Below are 17,040 nucleotides of genomic sequence, written 5' to 3' on the forward strand. Positions count from 1 at the left end.
GGGCGTCGCGTGCCCGGCCGGGATTACTTGTTCGGGCCGAGCTCGATCGGCACGCCGACGAGCGAGCCGTACTCGGTCCAGGAGCCGTCGTAGTTCTTGACGTTCTCCTGGCCCAGGAGCTCGTGCAGCACGAACCACGTGAGCGCGGAGCGCTCACCGATGCGGCAGTAGGCGATGGTGTCCTTCGCCAGGTCCACCTGCTCGGACTCGTAGAGGGCGGTCAGCTCCTCGTCGGACTTGAAGGTGCCGTCGTCGTTGGCGTTCTTCGACCACGGGATGTTGCGGGCGCTCGGCACGTGGCCGGGGCGCTGCGACTGCTCCTGCGGCAGGTGCGCCGGGGCGAGCAGCTTGCCGGAGAACTCGTCGGGCGAGCGGACGTCGACCAGGTTCAGGGAGCCGATCGCGGCCACGACGTCGTCGCGGAAGGCGCGGATCGACGTGTCCTGGGCCTTGGCCTTGTACTCGGTGGCCGGGCGGTTCGGGACGTCCTTGCCGTCGACCAGGTCGCGGGAGTCGAGCTCCCACTTCTTGCGGCCGCCGTCGAGGAGCTTGACGTCCTGGTGGCCGTAGAGCTTGAAGTACCAGTAGGCGTAGGACGCGAACCAGTTGTTGTTGCCGCCGTAGAGGACGACGGTGTCGTCGTTGGAGATGCCCTTGGCGGAGAGGAGCTTCTCGAAGCCCTCCTGGTCCACGAAGTCGCGGCGGACCGGGTCCTGGAGGTCCTGCTTCCAGTCGATCCGGACGGCGTTCTTGATGTGGTTCTTGTCGTACGCGGACGTGTCCTCGTCCACCTCGACGATCACGACGTCGGCGTCGTTCAGGTGGGCCTCGACCCAGTCGGCGTCTACGAGGACGTCGCTGCGGCTCATGGTGTTCTCCTCCGGGGCAGTTGCGGCGGGGCTGTGCTGGGGCTGCTGCGAAGCGGGCTGTGCGGGTGCGTGCGGCCGCTGCGGGTGCGGCTCTCGGACCCTGCGCGGGGAGGCGTCAGGGGGTCGGGAGGCTCGTGCGCGGCGGTGCGGTCACGCGGCTGAAGGGCCGTCGGTCCGGCCGGTGGAGCGGAAGGCTCACACCTCTACATGGAGCGACAGAGCATGGCGGCGACGCGACACAGGTCCACTGCCCGCCGCTTCGTGAGGTCCGCCTGCTGATGCTTCATAGCCATGGATCGTAGGGACGAACCGGCCGCCCTGTCACCGGCGTGTCATATACCGAGACAGGATCGTCCGGATGGCGGGATGAGAAAGCCCCAGACGGCCGTCCCACGGCCTTCCGGGGCTGTTCGCGCGGCCCGTCCATCTGCGGATCGGACCGCGTCGTCTCACGATCCGGCCAGGGACACGTCCGTACCGCTCAGCGTGAGGTGCACACCGGACTCGTCCGAGGTCAGCGACGAGAGTTCCAGCCCCGCCGGCAGCCCGCCGTCGAGGCGGCGGTCGAAGTCGGTCCGCTTGCGCACCGCGGTCTCGATCCCCGGGATGCCCTCACCCGGCACGGCGTCCGCGCGCACCCGGACGACCTTGGAACCGCCCGACTCGACGAGGGCGACGGTGGACACCACGCTGCGCGTGATCGACCTGCCGAGGAAGTCCACGGTCGCGGTGACCTTCACCTTGTTCGGCGCCCCGCCGTAGGTGAGCACCACGCCGTTCTGGGAGGCCTTGGTCAGGTCCTCGTACGAGATCAGCGCGGTGCCCTCGGCGCGCTTGGCGGTGCCGCCGCTGTAGCTGTCGTTCAGCTTCACCTCGTGGAACGAGGAGTTGAGCTCGGAGAGCCGCGTCTTGCGGCCGTCGGCGGTGACCTCGACGCCCTTCAGCCTCAGGTCGACCTGCTCCAGGTCGTGGGTGAGCGCCTGGGTCAGGAAGGGGAACCCGTGGATCTCCACCTCGGCACCGGCCACCAGGCCCTGCCGGGACGACTGGACGCGGTCGGCCAGCCGGTCCTCGGCGTAGCCGACCGCCCAGCGGTCCGCGCCCACGAACAGCGCGCCCAGCACCACGCCGATGATCACCACGACACGTATGAAACGCACGTGCCCCTCCCCCAATTAGTCGGTACGTGCGTTCTAGTGGACCATGACCGGCCGTGAGGGCGGTGTCAGCGGTCCGGCTCCCCCGCCGGCGTCAGCCGACCACCCGGCCCATCAGGTAGACGGCGGGGGCCGCGGCGGCCAGCGGCAGCGCCACACCGGCCGTCATGTGGACGAACTTGGACGGGTAGTCGTACGCGGCCACGCGCAGCCCGATCAGCGCGCACACGCCCGCCGCGAGGCCCACCAGCGCCCCGCCCGCGCCCAGCCCGGTCAGCCCGCCGACCGCGATGCCCGCACCGGCCGCGGCGGCCAGCGAGACGCCGACGGACGGCACGGTCGGCAGCGGCAGGGCCCGCGTGAACACGGCGACCGCGACGGCGGCTGCACCGGTGGTCACCGCCTCCCCGTCCGCGGCGAGGAAGCCCGTGCAGACGATGGCCAGCGCGGCGGAGGCCACCGAGGCCATCAGCCCGTACATCCGCTCGTCGGGGTCCGCCTGGCTGCGCAGCTGGAGCACCAGCGTCAGCAGCACCCAGGCCCCGAGGGTGCCGATGATCGCGCCGGGGGCGTACGTACCGTCCACCGCGAGCACCGCCCCGTCCGCGACGAGGGCTCCGGCGAAGGCGAGGACGATGCCCTGGCGGGCCGGCCACATGCCGTTCAGGCGGAACCAGCCGGCCGCGGTGAGCCCCTGGAGGGCGATCAGCGGCACGAGCAGCGCCCACTGGCCGAAGGCGGCGGCTCCGGCCATCAGCAGGCCGAGGGCGGCGGTCAGTATGGCCGACTGCGGACCCGGGTCGATGATCGGCGACCGGCCCTCGGCACGGGCCTGGGCGGGGTCGACGGCGCGCAGGGTGTTCCCGCCGAGGGTCGGCGGGGAGTACTCGGCGGACGGCCCGGGCTGCTCCTGCGGCTCCGGCCGCCGCTGCTGCGGCTCCGACGGGACCGGCGGGAGGTACGCCGTCTGCGCGGCGGCGGAGGCGTCCGTGCCCCAGGCGTCGGGCGCGGGGGCCTGCGGCTGCACCGGCGGCAGGTACGCCGTCTGCTCGGCAGCCCCCGCCGGCTCCCGCACGGGCGGCAGGTACGCGGTCTCGGCGGCGGCCGAAGCCTGGGCCTGGGCCTGGGCCTCGTCGCGGAACCAGGCGTCGGGCGCGGGGGCCTGCGGCTGCACCGGCGGCAGGTACGCGGTCTGCTCGGCGGCCCCGGCGGCCTCCCGCACGGGCGGCAGGTACGCCGTCTCGGCGGCGGCGGAGGCCGCGGGGGCCCCGCCCCCGGTGGCGTCCGGCCACGGCACGCCCGGAGCCGGGGCCTGGGGCTGCTGCTGCGCGGGCTGCGCCGGCTCGTCGCGGAACCAGCCGTCGGGCACCGCCGGCTGCTGCGGCTGCGGGGCCTGCTGCTGCGCGGGGACGGGCGGCAGGTACGCCGTCTGCGCGGCGGCGTCGGCGGACCAGGCGGCCGCGGGCGCCTGCGGCTGGTGGTGCTGGGGCTGGGGCTGGTGCTGCTGGTGGTGCTGGGGCTGCGCCGGCTCGTCGCGGAACCAGCCCTCCGGTGCCGCGGGCTGCTGGTGCAGCGGCTGGGCCGGCACCGGCGGCAGGTACGCCGTCTCGGCGGCGGCCGCGGAGCCCGCACCGCCTCCGGTGGCGTCCGGCCACGGCACGGCACCGCCGCCGGTCTGCCCCCACTGCCCCTGCGGGACCTGCGGCGACTGCGGCGACTGCGGGACCTGCGTCGCAGGGGCGGCCGGCTGCCCGGGGACCGAGCCCAGCGGCGCCTGCACCGGCTGGTACCCGGTCTCCCAGGTGTCGGCCTGCCAGGTCTGGGTCGAGTACGGGTCCTGCTCCGCGGCGTGCTGCCGCTGCTGCCGCTGCTGCTCTTCGGGAGTGCTCATCGGTTTCCGCTCACCCGCCCGCGAACGGCGGGAGCACCTCGACGGTGCCCCCCTCGGTCAGCAGGACGGCATCGTGCGGGCGCTTGCCCACGGGCTCGTCGTTCACGAGGAAGGAGCAGCGCTGCAGGACCCGGGTCAGCTCCCCCGGATGGCGGTCCCGCACGGCGTCGAGCGCCTCGGCCAGTGTGTGCGCCGAGTACGGCTCCTCCGCCGTCTCGGCCGCGGCTTTCGCCGCCGCCCAGTAGCGGATGGTTCCGGTTGCCACTGCAGCTCCTATCGCTCGGCCGACCGGTCGGTCCCGTGGTCGGCTCCGTCGGCTCTCTACCGTCGGCCTCCATGATGACCCCTCTGGCCCGTCACCACGGCGTGCCTCCGCGCGCCGTCCGTGCGCCCGGAAGGCCCGCACGACCGGTCGACGGACCGCTCGATCCGGCGAAACCAGGGCATACGCAGGAGGAAGGCGTGGCGCGAACCACAGAATGCGGTGCACGGCAGCCCTCGGCCCCGAAAGGGGCGGTGGGCTATTCTGGCGGCGTAGAGGATCCGGGCAACGTAGCCCCCGGGTCCTTTTGTGCTTTCAGCACGTTGAACGGACCGAGAACAGCGGTGTCCGTCCGGACCTCAGGGCGCGGGGTCCCCGGCGGATGCCAGGCAAGGCGTACGAAGCAGTACCACGCACGTCCTCGACGGGACCGAGGAGGAACCGACGTGATGGACCAGCGAAGCAAACAGGAGCACGGCCGCCCGAACCGGGCAGGTGGCCGGGCATGAGTTCTCTTCTCCTGCTGACCAATGCCCTGCAGCCGTCGACCGAGGTGCTGCCCGCACTCGGCCTGCTGCTGCACAACGTACGGGTGGCCCCCGCCGAGGGCCCGGCCCTGGTGGACACCCCCGGCGCGGACGTGATCCTCGTCGACGGCCGCCGCGACCTCCCGCAGGTGCGGTCGCTGTGCCAGCTGCTGCGGTCCACGGGACCGGGCTGCCCCCTCATCCTCGTCGTGACGGAGGGCGGCCTCGCCGCCGTCACCGCCGACTGGGGCATCGACGACGTGCTCCTCGACACCGCCGGCCCCGCCGAGGTCGAGGCCCGGCTGCGGCTGGCCACCGGCCGCCAGCAGCTCGGCTCGGACGACTCCCCGATGGAGATCCGCAACGGCGACCTGTCGGTCGACGAGGCGACGTACTCCGCGAAGCTGAAGGGCCGGGTCCTGGACCTCACCTTCAAGGAGTTCGAGCTGCTCAAGTACCTCGCGCAGCACCCCGGCCGGGTCTTCACCCGCGCCCAGCTCCTCCAGGAGGTCTGGGGCTACGACTACTTCGGCGGCACCCGGACGGTGGACGTCCACGTACGGCGGCTGCGCGCCAAGCTCGGCCCCGAGCACGAGTCGCTGATCGGTACGGTGCGCAACGTCGGCTACCGCTTCGTCACCCCGGAGAAGGTCGAGCGGGCAGCCGCCGAGGCCGCCGCCAAGCAGACCCCGGGACAGGGCGCGGCGAAGGCCCCGGCGCAGGCCGCGGCACCGGCCCCGGACCGGACGAGCGGACCCGTCGCCCGTTCGGAGGAAGCTCCTGTGACCATCCAGTCGGCCAAACACCCTGCCCAGAGGTAGGTCACCCCGCGTAGACTTCCGCGCGTGGCCAAGGTGACGCGGGATGACGTAGCGCGACTTGCGGGTACTTCTACCGCCGTCGTGAGCTACGTCATCAACAACGGACCCCGGCCGGTCGCCCCGGCCACGCGCGAGCGTGTACTCGCAGCCATCAAGGATCTGGGCTACCGGCCCGACCGCGTGGCCCAGGCCATGGCGTCCCGGCGCACCGACCTCATAGGCATGATCGTCCCGGACGCCCGTCAGCCGTTCTTCGCGGAGATGGCGCACGCGGTCGAGCAGGCCGCCGCCGAGCGCGGGAAGATGGTCCTCGTCGGCAACTCCGACTACCGGGACGAGCGCGAGGTCCACTACCTGCGGGCCTTCCTCGGCATGCGGGTGTCGGGCCTGATCCTGGTCAGCCAGGGCATGAGCGAGCGCGCCGCCTCGGAGATCGACGCGTGGGACGCGCGGGTGGTGCTGCTGCACGAGCGTCCGGAGGCCATCGACGACGTGGCGGTCGTCACGGACGACATCGGCGGCGCGCAGCTCGCGACGCGGCACCTGCTGGAGCACGGGCACGCGTACGTGGCCTGCATCGGCGGCATCGAGAACACCCCGTCCGTCGGCGACCCGGTCGCGGACCACGTCGAGGGCTGGCGCCGGGCCATGCTGGAGGCCGGGCGCTCGGTCGAGGGCCGGCTCATCGAGGCCCCGTACAACCGCTACGACGCGTACCGGGTCGCCCTGGAGGTCCTGGCCCGGCCGGACCGGCCGACGGCGATCTTCTGCGCGACGGACGACCAGGCCATCGGCGTACTGCGGGCCGCCCGCGAGCTGCGCATCGACGTGCCCGGCGAACTCGCGGTGGCCGGCTTCGACGACGTCAAGGAAGCCGCGCTGACGGACCCGCCGCTGACGACGATCGCCTCGGACCGTCCGGCGATGGCCCGCGCGGCGGTGGACCTCGTCCTGGACGACGCGCTGCGCGTGGCCGGCTCCCGGCGGGAGCGCCTGAAGCAGTTCCCGTCGGCCCTGGTGATCCGCCGCAGCTGCGGCTGCCGCCCCTCGTAACGCGCCACCGCCTCCTTGACGCGCCGTCGGCGCGGCTCGGCCCGGCGGGCCTCTCCTCTTGAGGCCCCGCCGGCGATTGAGGCGCGGGGGTCTGGGGGCGGAACCCCGGGCAGGGGGCCGGGGCACCGCCCCGGGGAACGGGCGAAGGGCGGGGCGGGGAGCAGCCCGCGCAGCGGCCCACCACCGGCAGGCGCCCACCGGCGGAACCGCTGCGGCGGGCCCGGGCCTTATGTCGGGCATACGCGGTTCTGTCGGGCTTCTCAGCCGGGACTCAGAAAGCTCTCATGATCCGCGGACAGAGTCACAGACATGACCGAGAGCTTCCGCCGCGAAGGCGAGTACCCCCAGCAGAACCAGGAGAACGGCCCGGACCGCCACGGCGCGCCCTTCGGCGACGACTGGCAGCGGGGGCGCGAGCGGCTCGCGCGGGACACCGGGGCCGCCGGCTATCCGCCGCCGCCCGCCTACCCCCCGGCGGCCCCGGCGCCCGGCTGGCACGAGGCGCACCAGCCCCCGGCGACGGTCATCCAGGGCGAGACCGTCCCGGCCGGCGGCAGCAGCGGGGGCGGCAGCGGCAGCGGCGGGTGGGACGCCTGGGGGGCCGCCGCCCCGGCCGCCCCCGCCGGGCCGGCGCACGCCGCCCGCGCCCGCCGGCCCGTCGCGCTGCTGGCCGCCGTGGCCCTCGCGGCGGCCCTGGTCGGCGGCGGGACGGCCGTCGCCGTGCAGCAGTTCCTCGGGCAGGGCGGCGCCGTCGGCGGCGGCGTCAACGGCACCAACGTCTCGCAGTCCGGCACCGGCAACGGCACCGTCTCCGGCGTCTCCGAGCAGGTCAGCCCGTCCGTCGTCCGCATCGACACCCGCACCGGCTCCGGCCAGGGCACCGGCTCCGGGTTCGTGCTCACCGCCGACGGCGAGATCGCCACCAACAACCACGTCATCGACGGCGCCTCCGAGATCCAGGTGACGATGAGCGACGGGAAGAAGTACGCCGCCAAGGTCGTCGGCACCGACCCCGACAAGGACCTCGCCCTGATCAAGCTCCAGGGCGCGAGCGGCCTCAAGCCCGTCAAGCTCGGCAACTCCGACCAGCTCAAGGTCGGCGAGCAGGTCGTCGCCATCGGCTCCCCCGACCGCCTCACCGGCACCGTCACCAGCGGCATCGTCTCGGCACTGAACCGCGAGGTGAACGTCCCGAAGTCCGAGGGCGGCCGGCAGCAGTCCCCGCAGCGGCAGCGCGGCGGCTGGCCGTTCTCGTACGACGGCCGGCAGTTCAACGGCGACACCGGCTCCGACACCACCTCCTACAAGGCCATCCAGACCGACGCCTCCCTCAACCCCGGCAACTCCGGCGGCGCCCTCGTCAACATGAACGGCGAGATCGTCGGAATGCCCTCCGCGATCTACTCGCCCTCCAGCGACGGGTCCACCGCCGGCAGCGTCGGCCTCGGCTTCGCCATCCCGGTGAACACGATCAAGGCCGACCTCGACTCCCTCCGCAAGGGCGGCACCGGAAACGGCACCGGAAACGGCACCGGCGGGGGCTCCGACAGCGGCGGCAACGGCTTCGGCATCTCCTTCTGACACCCTGGAACGTGCCGCGCGCACCGACCACCACCCCTGGGGGACACCGACCATGAACGCCGCCGAAGGCGACCCGCAGCGGATCCTCGTCGTCGACGACGAGCCGGCCGTCCGCGAGGCCCTGCGCCGCAGCCTCGCCTTCGAGGGGTACGCCGTGGCGACCGCCGTCGACGGGCTCGACGCCCTCGACCAGGCGGCCACCTACGCCCCCGGCCTGATCGTCCTCGACATCCAGATGCCCCGGATGGACGGGCTGACGGCCGCCCGCCGGCTGCGCGCCTCCGGCAGCGTCACCCCGATCCTGATGCTGACCGCCCGCGACACCGTCGGCGACCGCGTCACCGGCCTCGACGCGGGCGCCGACGACTACCTCGTGAAGCCCTTCGAGCTCGACGAGCTCTTCGCCCGCGTCCGCGCCCTGCTGCGCCGCAGCTCCTACGCCGCCCCCGCCGCCGGCCCCGGGCCGGACGGGGACGCCCTCACCTTCGGCGACCTGCGCATGGACCTCGCCACCCGCGAGGTCACCCGGGGCGGACGCCCGGTGGAGCTGACCCGTACGGAGTTCACGCTGCTGGAGATGTTCCTGGCGCACCCGCGCCAGGTGCTGACCCGCGAGCAGATCCTCAAGACCGTGTGGGGCTTCGACTTCGAGCCCAGCTCCAACTCCCTCGACGTGTACGTCATGTACCTGCGCCGCAAGACCGAGGCGGCCGGCGAGCCGCGCCTGGTCCACACCGTGCGCGGGGTGGGGTACGTCCTGCGCGCGGGCGAGGGCGGGCCCGAATGACGGGACCGGCCGACCGCTTCCGCGCCCTGCCGCTGCGCTCCCGGCTGGCGCTGCTGGTGACCGTCGCGGTGGCGGTGGCCGTGGCGGCGGTGGCGGGGGTGTCCTGGGTGATGGTGCGGGCGCAGCTGAACGACCAGCTGAACCAGTCGCTGCGGGCCACGAACCCCAACGAGCAGGTGCTCCGCACCCTGCGCGAGGGCTGCGCGACCCGGACGGCCGAGACCTCGCCCGACTTCGCCCAGGAACTGAACGCCACCGTCCAGATCGTCACCGCCGACGGCGGCCGCTGCCTGGTCGACGGCCGGCGGGACCTGCCGGTCACCATGGCCGACACGGAGGTCGCGGCGAGCGCCAACACCAGCAGGCTGCACGACGTCACCACCGACGACGGCACCGGCATGCGCGTCTACACCCGCTCCGCCAGCCTGCCCGGCGGACAGCGCTTCGCGATCTCCATCGCCAAGCCCCTCGCCGACATCGACAAGCCCCTGTCCACCCTGGCCTGGGTGCTGCTGCTGGTATCCGGCATCGGCGTCGTCGGCGCGGGCGCGGCCGGGCTGTGGGTGGCCCGTACCGGCCTGCGGCCCGTCGACGAACTCACCGGGGTCGTCGAGCACATCGCCCGCACCGAGGACCTGACCGTACGGATCCCCGAGGAGGGCGACGACGAGATCGCCCGCCTGTCGCGGTCCTTCAACTCCATGACCGCCGCCCTGGCCTCCTCCCAGGAGCGGCAGGCCCAGCTCATCGCCGACGCCGGCCACGAGCTGCGTACGCCGCTCACCTCGCTCCGCACCAACATCGAGCTGCTCGCGCGCAGCGAGGAGACCGGCCGGGCCCTCCCGCCCGAGGACCGCAGGGAGCTGCTGGCCTCGGTCAAGGCGCAGATGACGGAGCTGGCCGCGCTGATCGGGGACCTCCAGGAGCTGTCCCGGCCGGACGCGGCCCCGCACGCCCCGCTCGGGGTGGTGGCCCTGCACGAGATCGCCGCCTCCGCGCTGTCGCGGGCCCGGCTGCGCGGCCCCGAGCTGCGGTTCGGCTCGGCCCTGGAGCCCTGGTACGTGCGGGGCGAGGCGGCGGCGCTGGAGCGGGCGGTGGTCAACATCCTGGACAACGCCGTGAAGTTCAGCCCGCCGGGCGGGGCGGTCCAGGTCTCGCTGCGCGCGGGCGAGCTGACCGTGCGCGACCACGGGCCGGGCATCCCGGCGGAGGACCTCCCGCACGTCTTCGAGCGGTTCTGGCGCTCCGAGTCGGCCCGCGCCCTGCCCGGCAGCGGGCTGGGCCTGTCCATCGTGGCCCGTACGGCGGCCCGTACGGGCGGCACGGCCGAGCTGCGTGCCGCGGCGGACGGGGCGGGCGGCACGGAGGCGGTGCTGCGCATCCCCGGAGCCCCGACGCCGCCGCCCTCGTCGCAGCCCGCGCAGCCGTCGCCGTAGCCGCAGCCGCTGCCGCAGCCGTCAGTTGTGCCGGATCAGTGAGGCGACCAGGCCGGAGCGGGTGTTCGGGAAGTCCATCGGGACGACGCCGAGGCCCGTGCGGCCGGCCATCTCGGCGCCGTCTACGAAGGCGTGCGCCTGCGGGTTGAGCCGGTCGGAGTTCCAGCGCGGGGGCAGGTACGCGGCGGTGCTCACGTAGTTGACGAAGAGCTTGCCGGGCTGCTGGACGGCCTTGCGGAAGTGGTTCTCGATGCGGCCGCGCTTCGCGAAGGGCTCGGTGTTGTAGTCGTCCTGGATGTCGAAGACGCCGCCGTCGCCGTAGCGCAGGCCGGGCAGGCCGGCGTTGTCGGCGAGCAGGACGACCTTGCCGCGGGCCTGTCCGAGCGCGGGCAGCGCGCCGTCGATGCGGAAGAGCGGGCGCCAGCCGCGGTTGTCGAGGTAGTCGTCGAAGACGGCGCGGAAGGCGGCGTCGCTCTCGGACGAGTACTCCTGCTTGACCCGCATCAGCACGGTCTCGGAGGGGTGTGCGGCGAGGAAGTTCCGGCAGGCGGCGAGGACGTCGCCGAACATCAGGTCCTGGAAGAACGAGCCGTGGTGGATGGCGAACGAGCCCCCCGTGACCCGGCAGCGGACGTCGAGGAAGCGGATCCCGGAGTCGAGCTGCTGGGCGATCGAGGTGTTCTGGCAGGCGACGTAGAGCCCGCCCCTGGTGGCGCCGGAGTCGTGGGTGCCGGGGATGGTCATCCGCTGGAGGGCCGTGGAGTCGGCGAGGCCGGACATCCAGTCCTGGGTGCCGAGGGTTCTCGCCCCGGTGGGGGCGGCGTACGCGGGGGCCGCGGCGCCGAGGCCCAGGAGCGCGGCCGCGCCCGCCGCCGTCGTCCCGGCCAGGAAGGCCCGTCGGCCCAGGGCCCCGCCCCTGCCCGTGGCCGCGCCCGCGCCCGCGCCCGACGCCCTCGTACCCGTACCCGCGCCCGTACCTGCGCCCATGCCCATGCCCATGCCCCGCCCCTTCGCCGACCCGGTGATGGGACCGGATTATGGCGTGCGGGACCGGGGTTTGCTACCCGTCGGTAGCCGCGGGCTCCTCCAGCAACTCGGCCATCCTGCGCACCCCTTGGGCGAGCTCCCGCCCCGTCGGGGCCTGTCCGGGGTCGGTCAGGGCCTGCACCATCACCCCGCTCAGCAGTGCGAGGTGCACCGACCCGAGGGCGCGCACGTCCTCGTCCGTCACCTCCTCCTCGGGCACCCCGGCCAGGTGCGCGGCCACCATCCGCCGGGAGCGGCGCTGGCCCTCGGCGAGGACCGCGAGGAGCTCGGGCGAGGACTGGGCGTGGACGAAGGCCTCGATGTTGGCGGTCCACAGCCAGCGCATGTCGAGGAAGTCGCGGATCTTGCGGTCCCAGGTGTCGGCGTACCGTTCCGCCGCGGTGTCCCCCTCCCCGGCGAGCCGGCCGGAGCCCGCGGCCCAGTCGTCCATCGCGGCGAAGAGCGCCTGGTTGAGCAGCGCCTCGCGGGATCCGAAGTGGTAGCCGATCGCGGCCATGCTGACCTGCGCCGCCGAGGCGATGTCACGCACGGTCGTGCGCGAATACCCCTTCTCCTGAAGGCAGCGCCGCGCTCCGGCCAGCAGGTCCTCGCGATTTCCCATGCCCCGGATGGTATCCGCGGCCCCCCGACGAGAACTAGGGCAAGCGCGCAAGACGAACGTATTGCGCGCTTGCCCAAGCACTGGCAGAGTGATGCCCGTAACCACCGCAGGCACCGAACGGGGAGAGACGAACCATGCGCCACACGCTGACCATCGACGGCCGCGCTCTGTCGTACCTGGACTTCGGCGGCACCGGCCGCCCGCTGCTCGCCCTGCACGGAGGGATGTCCGAAGGAGCCGCCTTCACCGGTCTCGCCGCCGCCCTCGGCGACGAATGGCGCGTCATCGCCCCCGACCAGCGCGGCCACGGCGACTCCGACCGCGCCCCCGACTACCTCCGCGAGGGCTACGTCGCCGACGCCGTCGCCGTCCTCGACCACCTCGGCATCACCGAGCCCGTCACCGTCCTCGGCTACTCCCTCGGCGGACTCAACGCCTACCACCTGGCCGCCGCCCACCCCGACCGGGTGAACGCCCTGATCGGCGTCGACGCCACCATCGAGATCCACTTCCCCGCCGGGCCGTACTGGTTCGACTTCCTCGGCGCCCTCCCCTACACCGCGCCCACCCGCGAGGAGCTCCTCGCCGCCGTCGACCCGGCCGCCCTGCCCTTCGTCGCCGACGGCGTACGCCCCCTCGCCGACGGCAGCGGCTGGCGGCTCGCGTTCAACGGCCAGGACATGCTCGCCTCCATCCGCGGCTGCGAGGGCGACCACTGGGACACCTGGCTCGCGAGCACCTGCCCCGCCCTGCTGATCCACGGCCGCGACAGCCAGCCGCTCCCGCAGGCCACCGCCGACGCCATGGTCAGCCGGCGCCCGGGGACCTCGTACACCGGCCTCGAAGGGGACCACTTCCTGCCCTTCACCGACCCGGAGGGCTTCCACGCGGCCGTCGGGAAGTTCCTGGCCACGCTCTGACCGCTCCCGGACGCGAAAAGCCCGGAGGGGCGGCGGGCCACCGGCCCACCGCCCCTCCGGGGACGTACCGCACGTCCTACTTGACGACCGTGATCCGGTCCGCCGCCGGCGGGGCGATCGGGCTCGCCGCCGTCGACTTCGCCAGGTAGGCGTTGAAGGCGTCCAGGTCGGACGCGCCCACCAGCTTGTTCTTGTGCTCCTTCAGGACGGTGAAGCCGTCACCGCCGCCCGCGAGGAATTCGTTCATCACGACCCGGTAGGTCTTGGCGGGGTCGATCGCCGCGCCGTTCAGCTTCACCGAGTCCACGACGATCCGGTCCGCGCCCGTCTTCGTCATGTCGAGGGTGTACGTGAAGCCCTTCGAGACCTGGAGGATCTTCGGGTTCACGCCGTTGACCGGCCCGGTCACCTGCTGCTGGAGCGCGGTGACCAGCTGCGCGCCGGTCAGGTCCACGATGTTCATCAGGTTGTTGAACGGCTGGACCGTGTACGACTCGCCGTACGTCACGACCCCGTCGCCCTCTTCGCCCGAGGCCTTGTAGGCCAGGTCGGAGCGGATGCCGCCCGGGTTCATCAGGGCCAGCTGGGCGCCGCCCTTGTCCGCCGGGGCCGTGGCCTCCAGCTGCGCGTCCGCGATCAGGTCACCGAGCGGCTTCTCCGGCGCGTCCAGACCGCGGCCCGGGATGTCCGCCGAGATGTAGCCCATCGGACGGTTCGCGACCGGAGCGGCCAGCGTCTTCCAGCGGTCGATCAGCTCGGTCATGTCCGGGGCCTTCGGCACGTCCCGGGTGACGACCTTGTTCACCGGCTTCGGCGCCATGACCGGCGTACGGACGATGTCCTTCGTGGCGCGGTCGTACGTCAGCGTGGTGTCCGTGTACAGCCGGCCCAGCGAGGCGGCCGAGGTGACCGTACGCGGGTTGCCCGCCGGGTCGGGGATGTTGCAGCTGTACGCCTGGTGCGTGTGACCGGTCACCAGCGCGTCGACCTTCGCGTCCACGTTCTTGGCGATGTCGACGATCGCACCCGAGATGCCCGCGCCGGCACCCGGCACGTCGCAGTCGTAGTTGTACGCGCCGCTCGCCGGCAGACCGCCCTCGTGGATCAGCGCCACGATCGACTTCACGCCCTGCTTGTTCAGCTCGGCCGCGTACTTGTTGATCGTCTCGACCTCGTCGCCGAACTTCAGGCCCTTGACCCCCTCGGCGGTGACGACGTCCGGAGTGCCCTCCAGGGTGACGCCGATGAAACCGATCTTCACGTCCCCCTTCTTCCAGATGAAGGTGGGCGACATCATCGGACGCTTGGTCTTCTCGTCCGTCACGTTCGCGGCGAGGTACTGGAACTGCGCTCCGGTGAAGGTCTTGCCGTACTCGAAACAGCCTTCGACCGGGTGACAGCCGCCGTACGCCATCCGGCGCAGCTCGGTCCGGCCCTCGTCGAACTCGTGGTTGCCGACGCTCGACACGTCGAGCTTGAGCTTGTTGAGCGCCTCGACGGTGGGCTCGTCGTGGAAGAGACCGGACAGCATCGGGCTGCCGCCGATCATGTCGCCGGCCGCGGCCGTGACGGAGTACTCGTGACCCTTGCGGGCCTCGCGCAGGCTGGTGGCGAGGTACTCGACCCCACCTGCGGGTATGGCCTTGGTGGTGCCGTCTGCCTGACGCTCGCTCACGGTGCCGGAAGAGCCCTGCGGGGGCTCCAGCGTGCCGTGGAAGTCATTGAAAGAAAGCATCTGAACATCGACGGTCCGCCCCTTGGGAGGCGTACCGACACCACTCGCGGCACCGGCCGGCAGTGCGGCGGCGACCAGCGCGCCGGCACCCGCCGTGAGGGCGAGAGCGCCGAAGGTCAACCGGCGGGCCGTGCGGGGCCGTTGTGGCTTCGCTGACATTTAGTCCCCTTTGTGGACAGCGAGACAACTTGGGAGGTGCCTCGCAGCCTATGGTCAACGCGCGTAGCACGACAGGGGGTAGCGGGTTGCGAGCTGGTTACGCACGGCCGTCGGGCACGCGCGCCGTACGCTCGGAACATGACTGACGCAGCAGCGGCCCTGGAGCCCGGACGGCAGATTGAGATCCTCGACGAACTGACGGAGGAGCAGGCCGCCTCCGTACTGGAACTGATCGGAGAGGCCGCCCGCACCGACGGCACCACCGCCGTCTCCGAACAGGGCCGCCTCCAGCTGCGCGGCGGCCCGCGCGAGGGGATCCGCCACTTCCTCCTCACCGACGGCGGCCGGCTGTGCGGCTACGGCCAGCTGGAGGACACCGACCCGGTGGAGGCCCCCGCCGCCGAACTCGTCGTCCACCCCGCCCTGCGCGGCCGCGGCCACGGCCGGGCCCTCGGCACCGCCCTGCTGCACGCCTCCGGCAAGCGGATCCGGGTGTGGGCGCACGGCGGCAAGTCCGCCGCACGGCACCTCGCCCAGGTACTCGGGCTGACCCTCTTCCGGGAACTCCGGCAGCTGCGCCGCCCCCTGGGCCCCGACGCCGCCCCCCTGCCCGAGCCGGTGCTCCCGGCCGGCGTGACCATCCGCACCTTCGTACCCGGCCAGGACGACACCGCCTGGCTGGCCGCCAACGCCGCCGCCTTCGCCCACCACCCGGAGCAGGGCTCGCTGACGCAGCGGGACCTGAACGACCGGATCGCGCAGCCGTGGTTCGACGCGAAGGGCTTCTTCCTGGCGGAGCGGGAGGGCGAACTGGTCGGCTTCCACTGGACGAAGGTCCACGCCGAGGAGCAGCTGGGCGAGGTCTACGTGGTCGGCGTCCGCCCCGGCGCCCAGGGCGGCGGCCTGGGCAAGGCCCTCACGGCGATCGGCCTCAAGCACCTGGCGGAATCGGGCCTCCCGACGGCGATGCTGTACGTCGACGCCGACAACCCGGCGGCCCTGGCGGTGTACGAGGGCCTGGGCTTCACGACGCACGAGATCGACCTGATGTACCGGACGGAGAGCTAGCGGGTACGGGGCTTGCGGCGCGGGCCCGCTATCTCCCCCGCGAGGGGGCGGGGCGGGTCGGCGGCTGCCCACCCGCCCCCTCGTCTGCGGGCCGGTGGGCCGGGGGCGGTAGCCCCTCGGGCGGGGTCGGGGAGGGGCTGGGGGTTTCCCGTCAGTCCCATCGTCGTTCCGTGTCGTGCCGGTCTGTAAAGGGCGCTCACTGCGTTCGCGTCACTTCGTGATCGCCTTCGGCGACCCTTGACAGCCCGTCCCGCCCCGGAAAGCCGAAAGACTGCCGGGAAACCCCCAGAAGAACGGTCACGGGGCAGAAGAGGGAGGGACGGGCGCCTCAGGGATCAGGCGAGGGGCCGGGGGCCGGTCGGCCGGGCAGGCGGGCCCTCAGGAGCCGAGATCCGGGGGCCGCCGGGGCTCTACCTGCACGGAAGGCCGACATAACCACCCTGCGGACCACCCAGACGCGACAGATCGCTACGCGCTCCCCTCTCCTTGGCGTCCGGCGACCGCCTTGGGCTGATACCTGCGGTAGAGGACGAACAGATCGACCTGGGAGCCGGCAGGCGCGGCAGATCGCTACGCGCTCCTCGGATCACGGCGTCCGACGGTCGTCCGGGGCTGGTCGCAGGCGGGTTCGACGTTGGTGGCGGCGGTGGTGAACTCGCGGCCTGAAGCGCCTCGGATGTAGGCGAGTTCCGTCCAGTGCTCGACGTCGGTATCGGAGACGTTCTCGTTGATCACGGCCATGAGCACACCCTCGGCACCCGAGGCGATGTCGCGGACGCGCTGGCGGAGCAGACGGTGCGGAACGTACTCGTAGCACTCACTCATCCGGCACCTCCTCAAAGGTGGCGAGGAAGCGCTCCCAACCGGCGAATGCCCGGTCCAGGAGATCAGCATTCGGCTCTGCCAATACGGCTGCCCTCACCGAGCAGTCGGCCGGCCTGTCGATGCCGAGCGCGTCTCGGGCGCGCACGGTGCGGCTGTTCACGGGGTTACTCCCTGCCGTCGTCCAAGTGGTGGAGCGGGGCTTGTGGCGGCATTCCCCAGCGAGCGCCCCGACGAGGACCACCATGTCGGGTGCCTCCCGGACGAAACCACTGCCGCGTCCTATAGGGCCGCCCTATATTTC

General features: G+C 72.8%; 17 protein-coding genes. 7 read left to right on the forward strand and 10 right to left on the reverse strand.

What is annotated here, in order from left to right; translation table 11 throughout:
• Window positions 1-23 precede the first annotated feature (23 nt).
• From AC069X_RS31955 to AC069X_RS31975, 5 genes are all read right to left on the reverse strand, one after another.
• Complete coding sequence (locus tag AC069X_RS31955; RefSeq protein WP_478734083.1) at window positions 24-869, reverse strand: sulfurtransferase; 846 nt, start codon at window positions 867-869, stop codon at window positions 24-26.
• A gap of 203 nt (window positions 870-1,072) precedes the next feature.
• The gene (locus tag AC069X_RS31960) at window positions 1,073-1,162 is read right to left on the reverse strand and encodes an Ms5788A family Cys-rich leader peptide (protein WP_350875872.1); all 90 of its coding nucleotides are present in this window, start codon (window positions 1,160-1,162) and stop codon (window positions 1,073-1,075) included.
• A gap of 156 nt (window positions 1,163-1,318) precedes the next feature.
• Window positions 1,319-2,029, reverse strand: a complete 711-nt coding sequence (locus AC069X_RS31965) for an LmeA family phospholipid-binding protein (protein WP_478734085.1) — start codon at window positions 2,027-2,029, stop codon at window positions 1,319-1,321.
• A 91-nt stretch (window positions 2,030-2,120) separates the two neighbouring features.
• Window positions 2,121-3,323, reverse strand: a complete 1,203-nt coding sequence (locus tag AC069X_RS31970) for a hypothetical protein (RefSeq protein ID WP_478734170.1) — start codon at window positions 3,321-3,323, stop codon at window positions 2,121-2,123.
• Window positions 3,324-3,927: 604 nt separating this feature from the next.
• Window positions 3,928-4,182, reverse strand: coding sequence for a MoaD/ThiS family protein (locus tag AC069X_RS31975; protein ID WP_361608620.1), 255 nt, complete (start codon window positions 4,180-4,182; stop codon window positions 3,928-3,930).
• A 502-nt stretch (window positions 4,183-4,684) separates the two neighbouring features.
• On the opposite strand from AC069X_RS31975, the gene AC069X_RS31980 reads away from it, so the two are divergent.
• The 5 genes from AC069X_RS31980 (at window position 4,685) to AC069X_RS32000 (ending at window position 10,384) form a co-directional block, all read left to right on the forward strand.
• On the forward strand, window positions 4,685-5,527 hold the full coding sequence (locus tag AC069X_RS31980; RefSeq protein ID WP_478734088.1) for a response regulator transcription factor: 843 nt from the start codon (window positions 4,685-4,687) through the stop codon (window positions 5,525-5,527).
• 24 nt (window positions 5,528-5,551) lie between these two features.
• Window positions 5,552-6,580, forward strand: a complete 1,029-nt coding sequence (locus tag AC069X_RS31985) for a LacI family DNA-binding transcriptional regulator (protein ID WP_478734090.1) — start codon at window positions 5,552-5,554, stop codon at window positions 6,578-6,580.
• 309 nt (window positions 6,581-6,889) lie between these two features.
• On the forward strand, window positions 6,890-8,161 hold the full coding sequence (locus AC069X_RS31990; RefSeq protein ID WP_478734092.1) for a S1C family serine protease: 1,272 nt from the start codon (window positions 6,890-6,892) through the stop codon (window positions 8,159-8,161).
• Window positions 8,162-8,213: 52 nt separating this feature from the next.
• On the forward strand, window positions 8,214-8,948 hold the full coding sequence (locus tag AC069X_RS31995; RefSeq protein WP_478734093.1) for a response regulator transcription factor: 735 nt from the start codon (window positions 8,214-8,216) through the stop codon (window positions 8,946-8,948).
• Window positions 8,945-10,384, forward strand: a complete 1,440-nt coding sequence (locus tag AC069X_RS32000; RefSeq protein WP_478734095.1) for a sensor histidine kinase — start codon at window positions 8,945-8,947, stop codon at window positions 10,382-10,384. The genes AC069X_RS31995 and AC069X_RS32000 overlap by 4 nt, the downstream gene beginning before the upstream one ends.
• A 21-nt stretch (window positions 10,385-10,405) precedes the next feature.
• Here the strand turns inward: AC069X_RS32000 and AC069X_RS32005 are convergent, their stop codons facing one another.
• Both AC069X_RS32005 and AC069X_RS32010 read right to left on the reverse strand, forming a co-directional pair.
• Window positions 10,406-11,290 (reverse strand): phosphatidylinositol-specific phospholipase C, encoded by an 885-nt coding sequence (locus tag AC069X_RS32005; protein ID WP_478734171.1) that lies wholly within the window; start codon window positions 11,288-11,290, stop codon window positions 10,406-10,408.
• Between the two features lie 154 nt (window positions 11,291-11,444).
• Entirely contained in the window at window positions 11,445-12,032 is a 588-nt protein-coding gene (locus tag AC069X_RS32010; RefSeq protein WP_478734097.1) for a TetR/AcrR family transcriptional regulator, read from the reverse strand.
• 134 nt (window positions 12,033-12,166) lie between these two features.
• Between AC069X_RS32010 and AC069X_RS32015 the strand changes: the two genes are divergently transcribed.
• Complete coding sequence (locus tag AC069X_RS32015) at window positions 12,167-12,952, forward strand: alpha/beta fold hydrolase (protein WP_478734099.1); 786 nt, start codon at window positions 12,167-12,169, stop codon at window positions 12,950-12,952.
• A gap of 76 nt (window positions 12,953-13,028) precedes the next feature.
• Here the strand turns inward: AC069X_RS32015 and AC069X_RS32020 are convergent, their stop codons facing one another.
• The gene (locus AC069X_RS32020; protein ID WP_478734101.1) at window positions 13,029-14,846 is read right to left on the reverse strand and encodes a bifunctional metallophosphatase/5'-nucleotidase; all 1,818 of its coding nucleotides are present in this window, start codon (window positions 14,844-14,846) and stop codon (window positions 13,029-13,031) included.
• Between the two features lie 138 nt (window positions 14,847-14,984).
• On the opposite strand from AC069X_RS32020, the gene mshD reads away from it, so the two are divergent.
• The gene (mshD, locus tag AC069X_RS32025; protein ID WP_478734103.1) at window positions 14,985-15,914 is read left to right on the forward strand and encodes a mycothiol synthase; all 930 of its coding nucleotides are present in this window, start codon (window positions 14,985-14,987) and stop codon (window positions 15,912-15,914) included.
• Window positions 15,915-16,484: 570 nt separating this feature from the next.
• Here the strand turns inward: mshD and AC069X_RS32030 are convergent.
• A complete protein-coding gene (locus AC069X_RS32030; RefSeq protein WP_478734105.1) occupies window positions 16,485-16,739 on the reverse strand; it encodes a hypothetical protein in 255 nt (84 codons plus the stop codon).
• Complete coding sequence (locus tag AC069X_RS32035) at window positions 16,732-16,899, reverse strand: hypothetical protein (RefSeq protein ID WP_478734106.1); 168 nt, start codon at window positions 16,897-16,899, stop codon at window positions 16,732-16,734. The genes AC069X_RS32030 and AC069X_RS32035 overlap by 8 nt, the downstream gene beginning before the upstream one ends.
• Window positions 16,900-17,040: the final 141 nt, after the last annotated feature.

Source organism: Streptomyces sp. NPDC043896, from assembly GCF_056435605.1.

Excerpts from the sequence above, each read along its gene's own strand:
- AC069X_RS31955 (WP_478734083.1), bottom strand. The coding sequence starts at position 869 with ATGAGCCGCAGCGACGTCCTCGTAGACGCCGACTGGGTCGAGGCCCAC.
- AC069X_RS31960 (WP_350875872.1), bottom strand. The coding sequence starts at position 1,162 with ATGGCTATGAAGCATCAGCAGGCGGACCTCACGAAGCGGCGGGCAGTG.
- AC069X_RS31980 (WP_478734088.1), top strand. The coding sequence starts at position 4,685 with ATGAGTTCTCTTCTCCTGCTGACCAATGCCCTGCAGCCGTCGACCGAG.
- AC069X_RS31990 (WP_478734092.1), top strand. The coding sequence starts at position 6,890 with ATGACCGAGAGCTTCCGCCGCGAAGGCGAGTACCCCCAGCAGAACCAG.
- AC069X_RS31995 (WP_478734093.1), top strand. The coding sequence starts at position 8,214 with ATGAACGCCGCCGAAGGCGACCCGCAGCGGATCCTCGTCGTCGACGAC.
- AC069X_RS32000 (WP_478734095.1), top strand. The coding sequence starts at position 8,945 with ATGACGGGACCGGCCGACCGCTTCCGCGCCCTGCCGCTGCGCTCCCGG.
- AC069X_RS32010 (WP_478734097.1), bottom strand. The coding sequence starts at position 12,032 with ATGGGAAATCGCGAGGACCTGCTGGCCGGAGCGCGGCGCTGCCTTCAG.
- AC069X_RS32015 (WP_478734099.1), top strand. The coding sequence starts at position 12,167 with ATGCGCCACACGCTGACCATCGACGGCCGCGCTCTGTCGTACCTGGAC.
- AC069X_RS32020 (WP_478734101.1), bottom strand. The coding sequence starts at position 14,846 with ATGTCAGCGAAGCCACAACGGCCCCGCACGGCCCGCCGGTTGACCTTC.
- mshD (WP_478734103.1), top strand. The coding sequence starts at position 14,985 with ATGACTGACGCAGCAGCGGCCCTGGAGCCCGGACGGCAGATTGAGATC.
- AC069X_RS32030 (WP_478734105.1), bottom strand. The coding sequence starts at position 16,739 with ATGAGTGAGTGCTACGAGTACGTTCCGCACCGTCTGCTCCGCCAGCGC.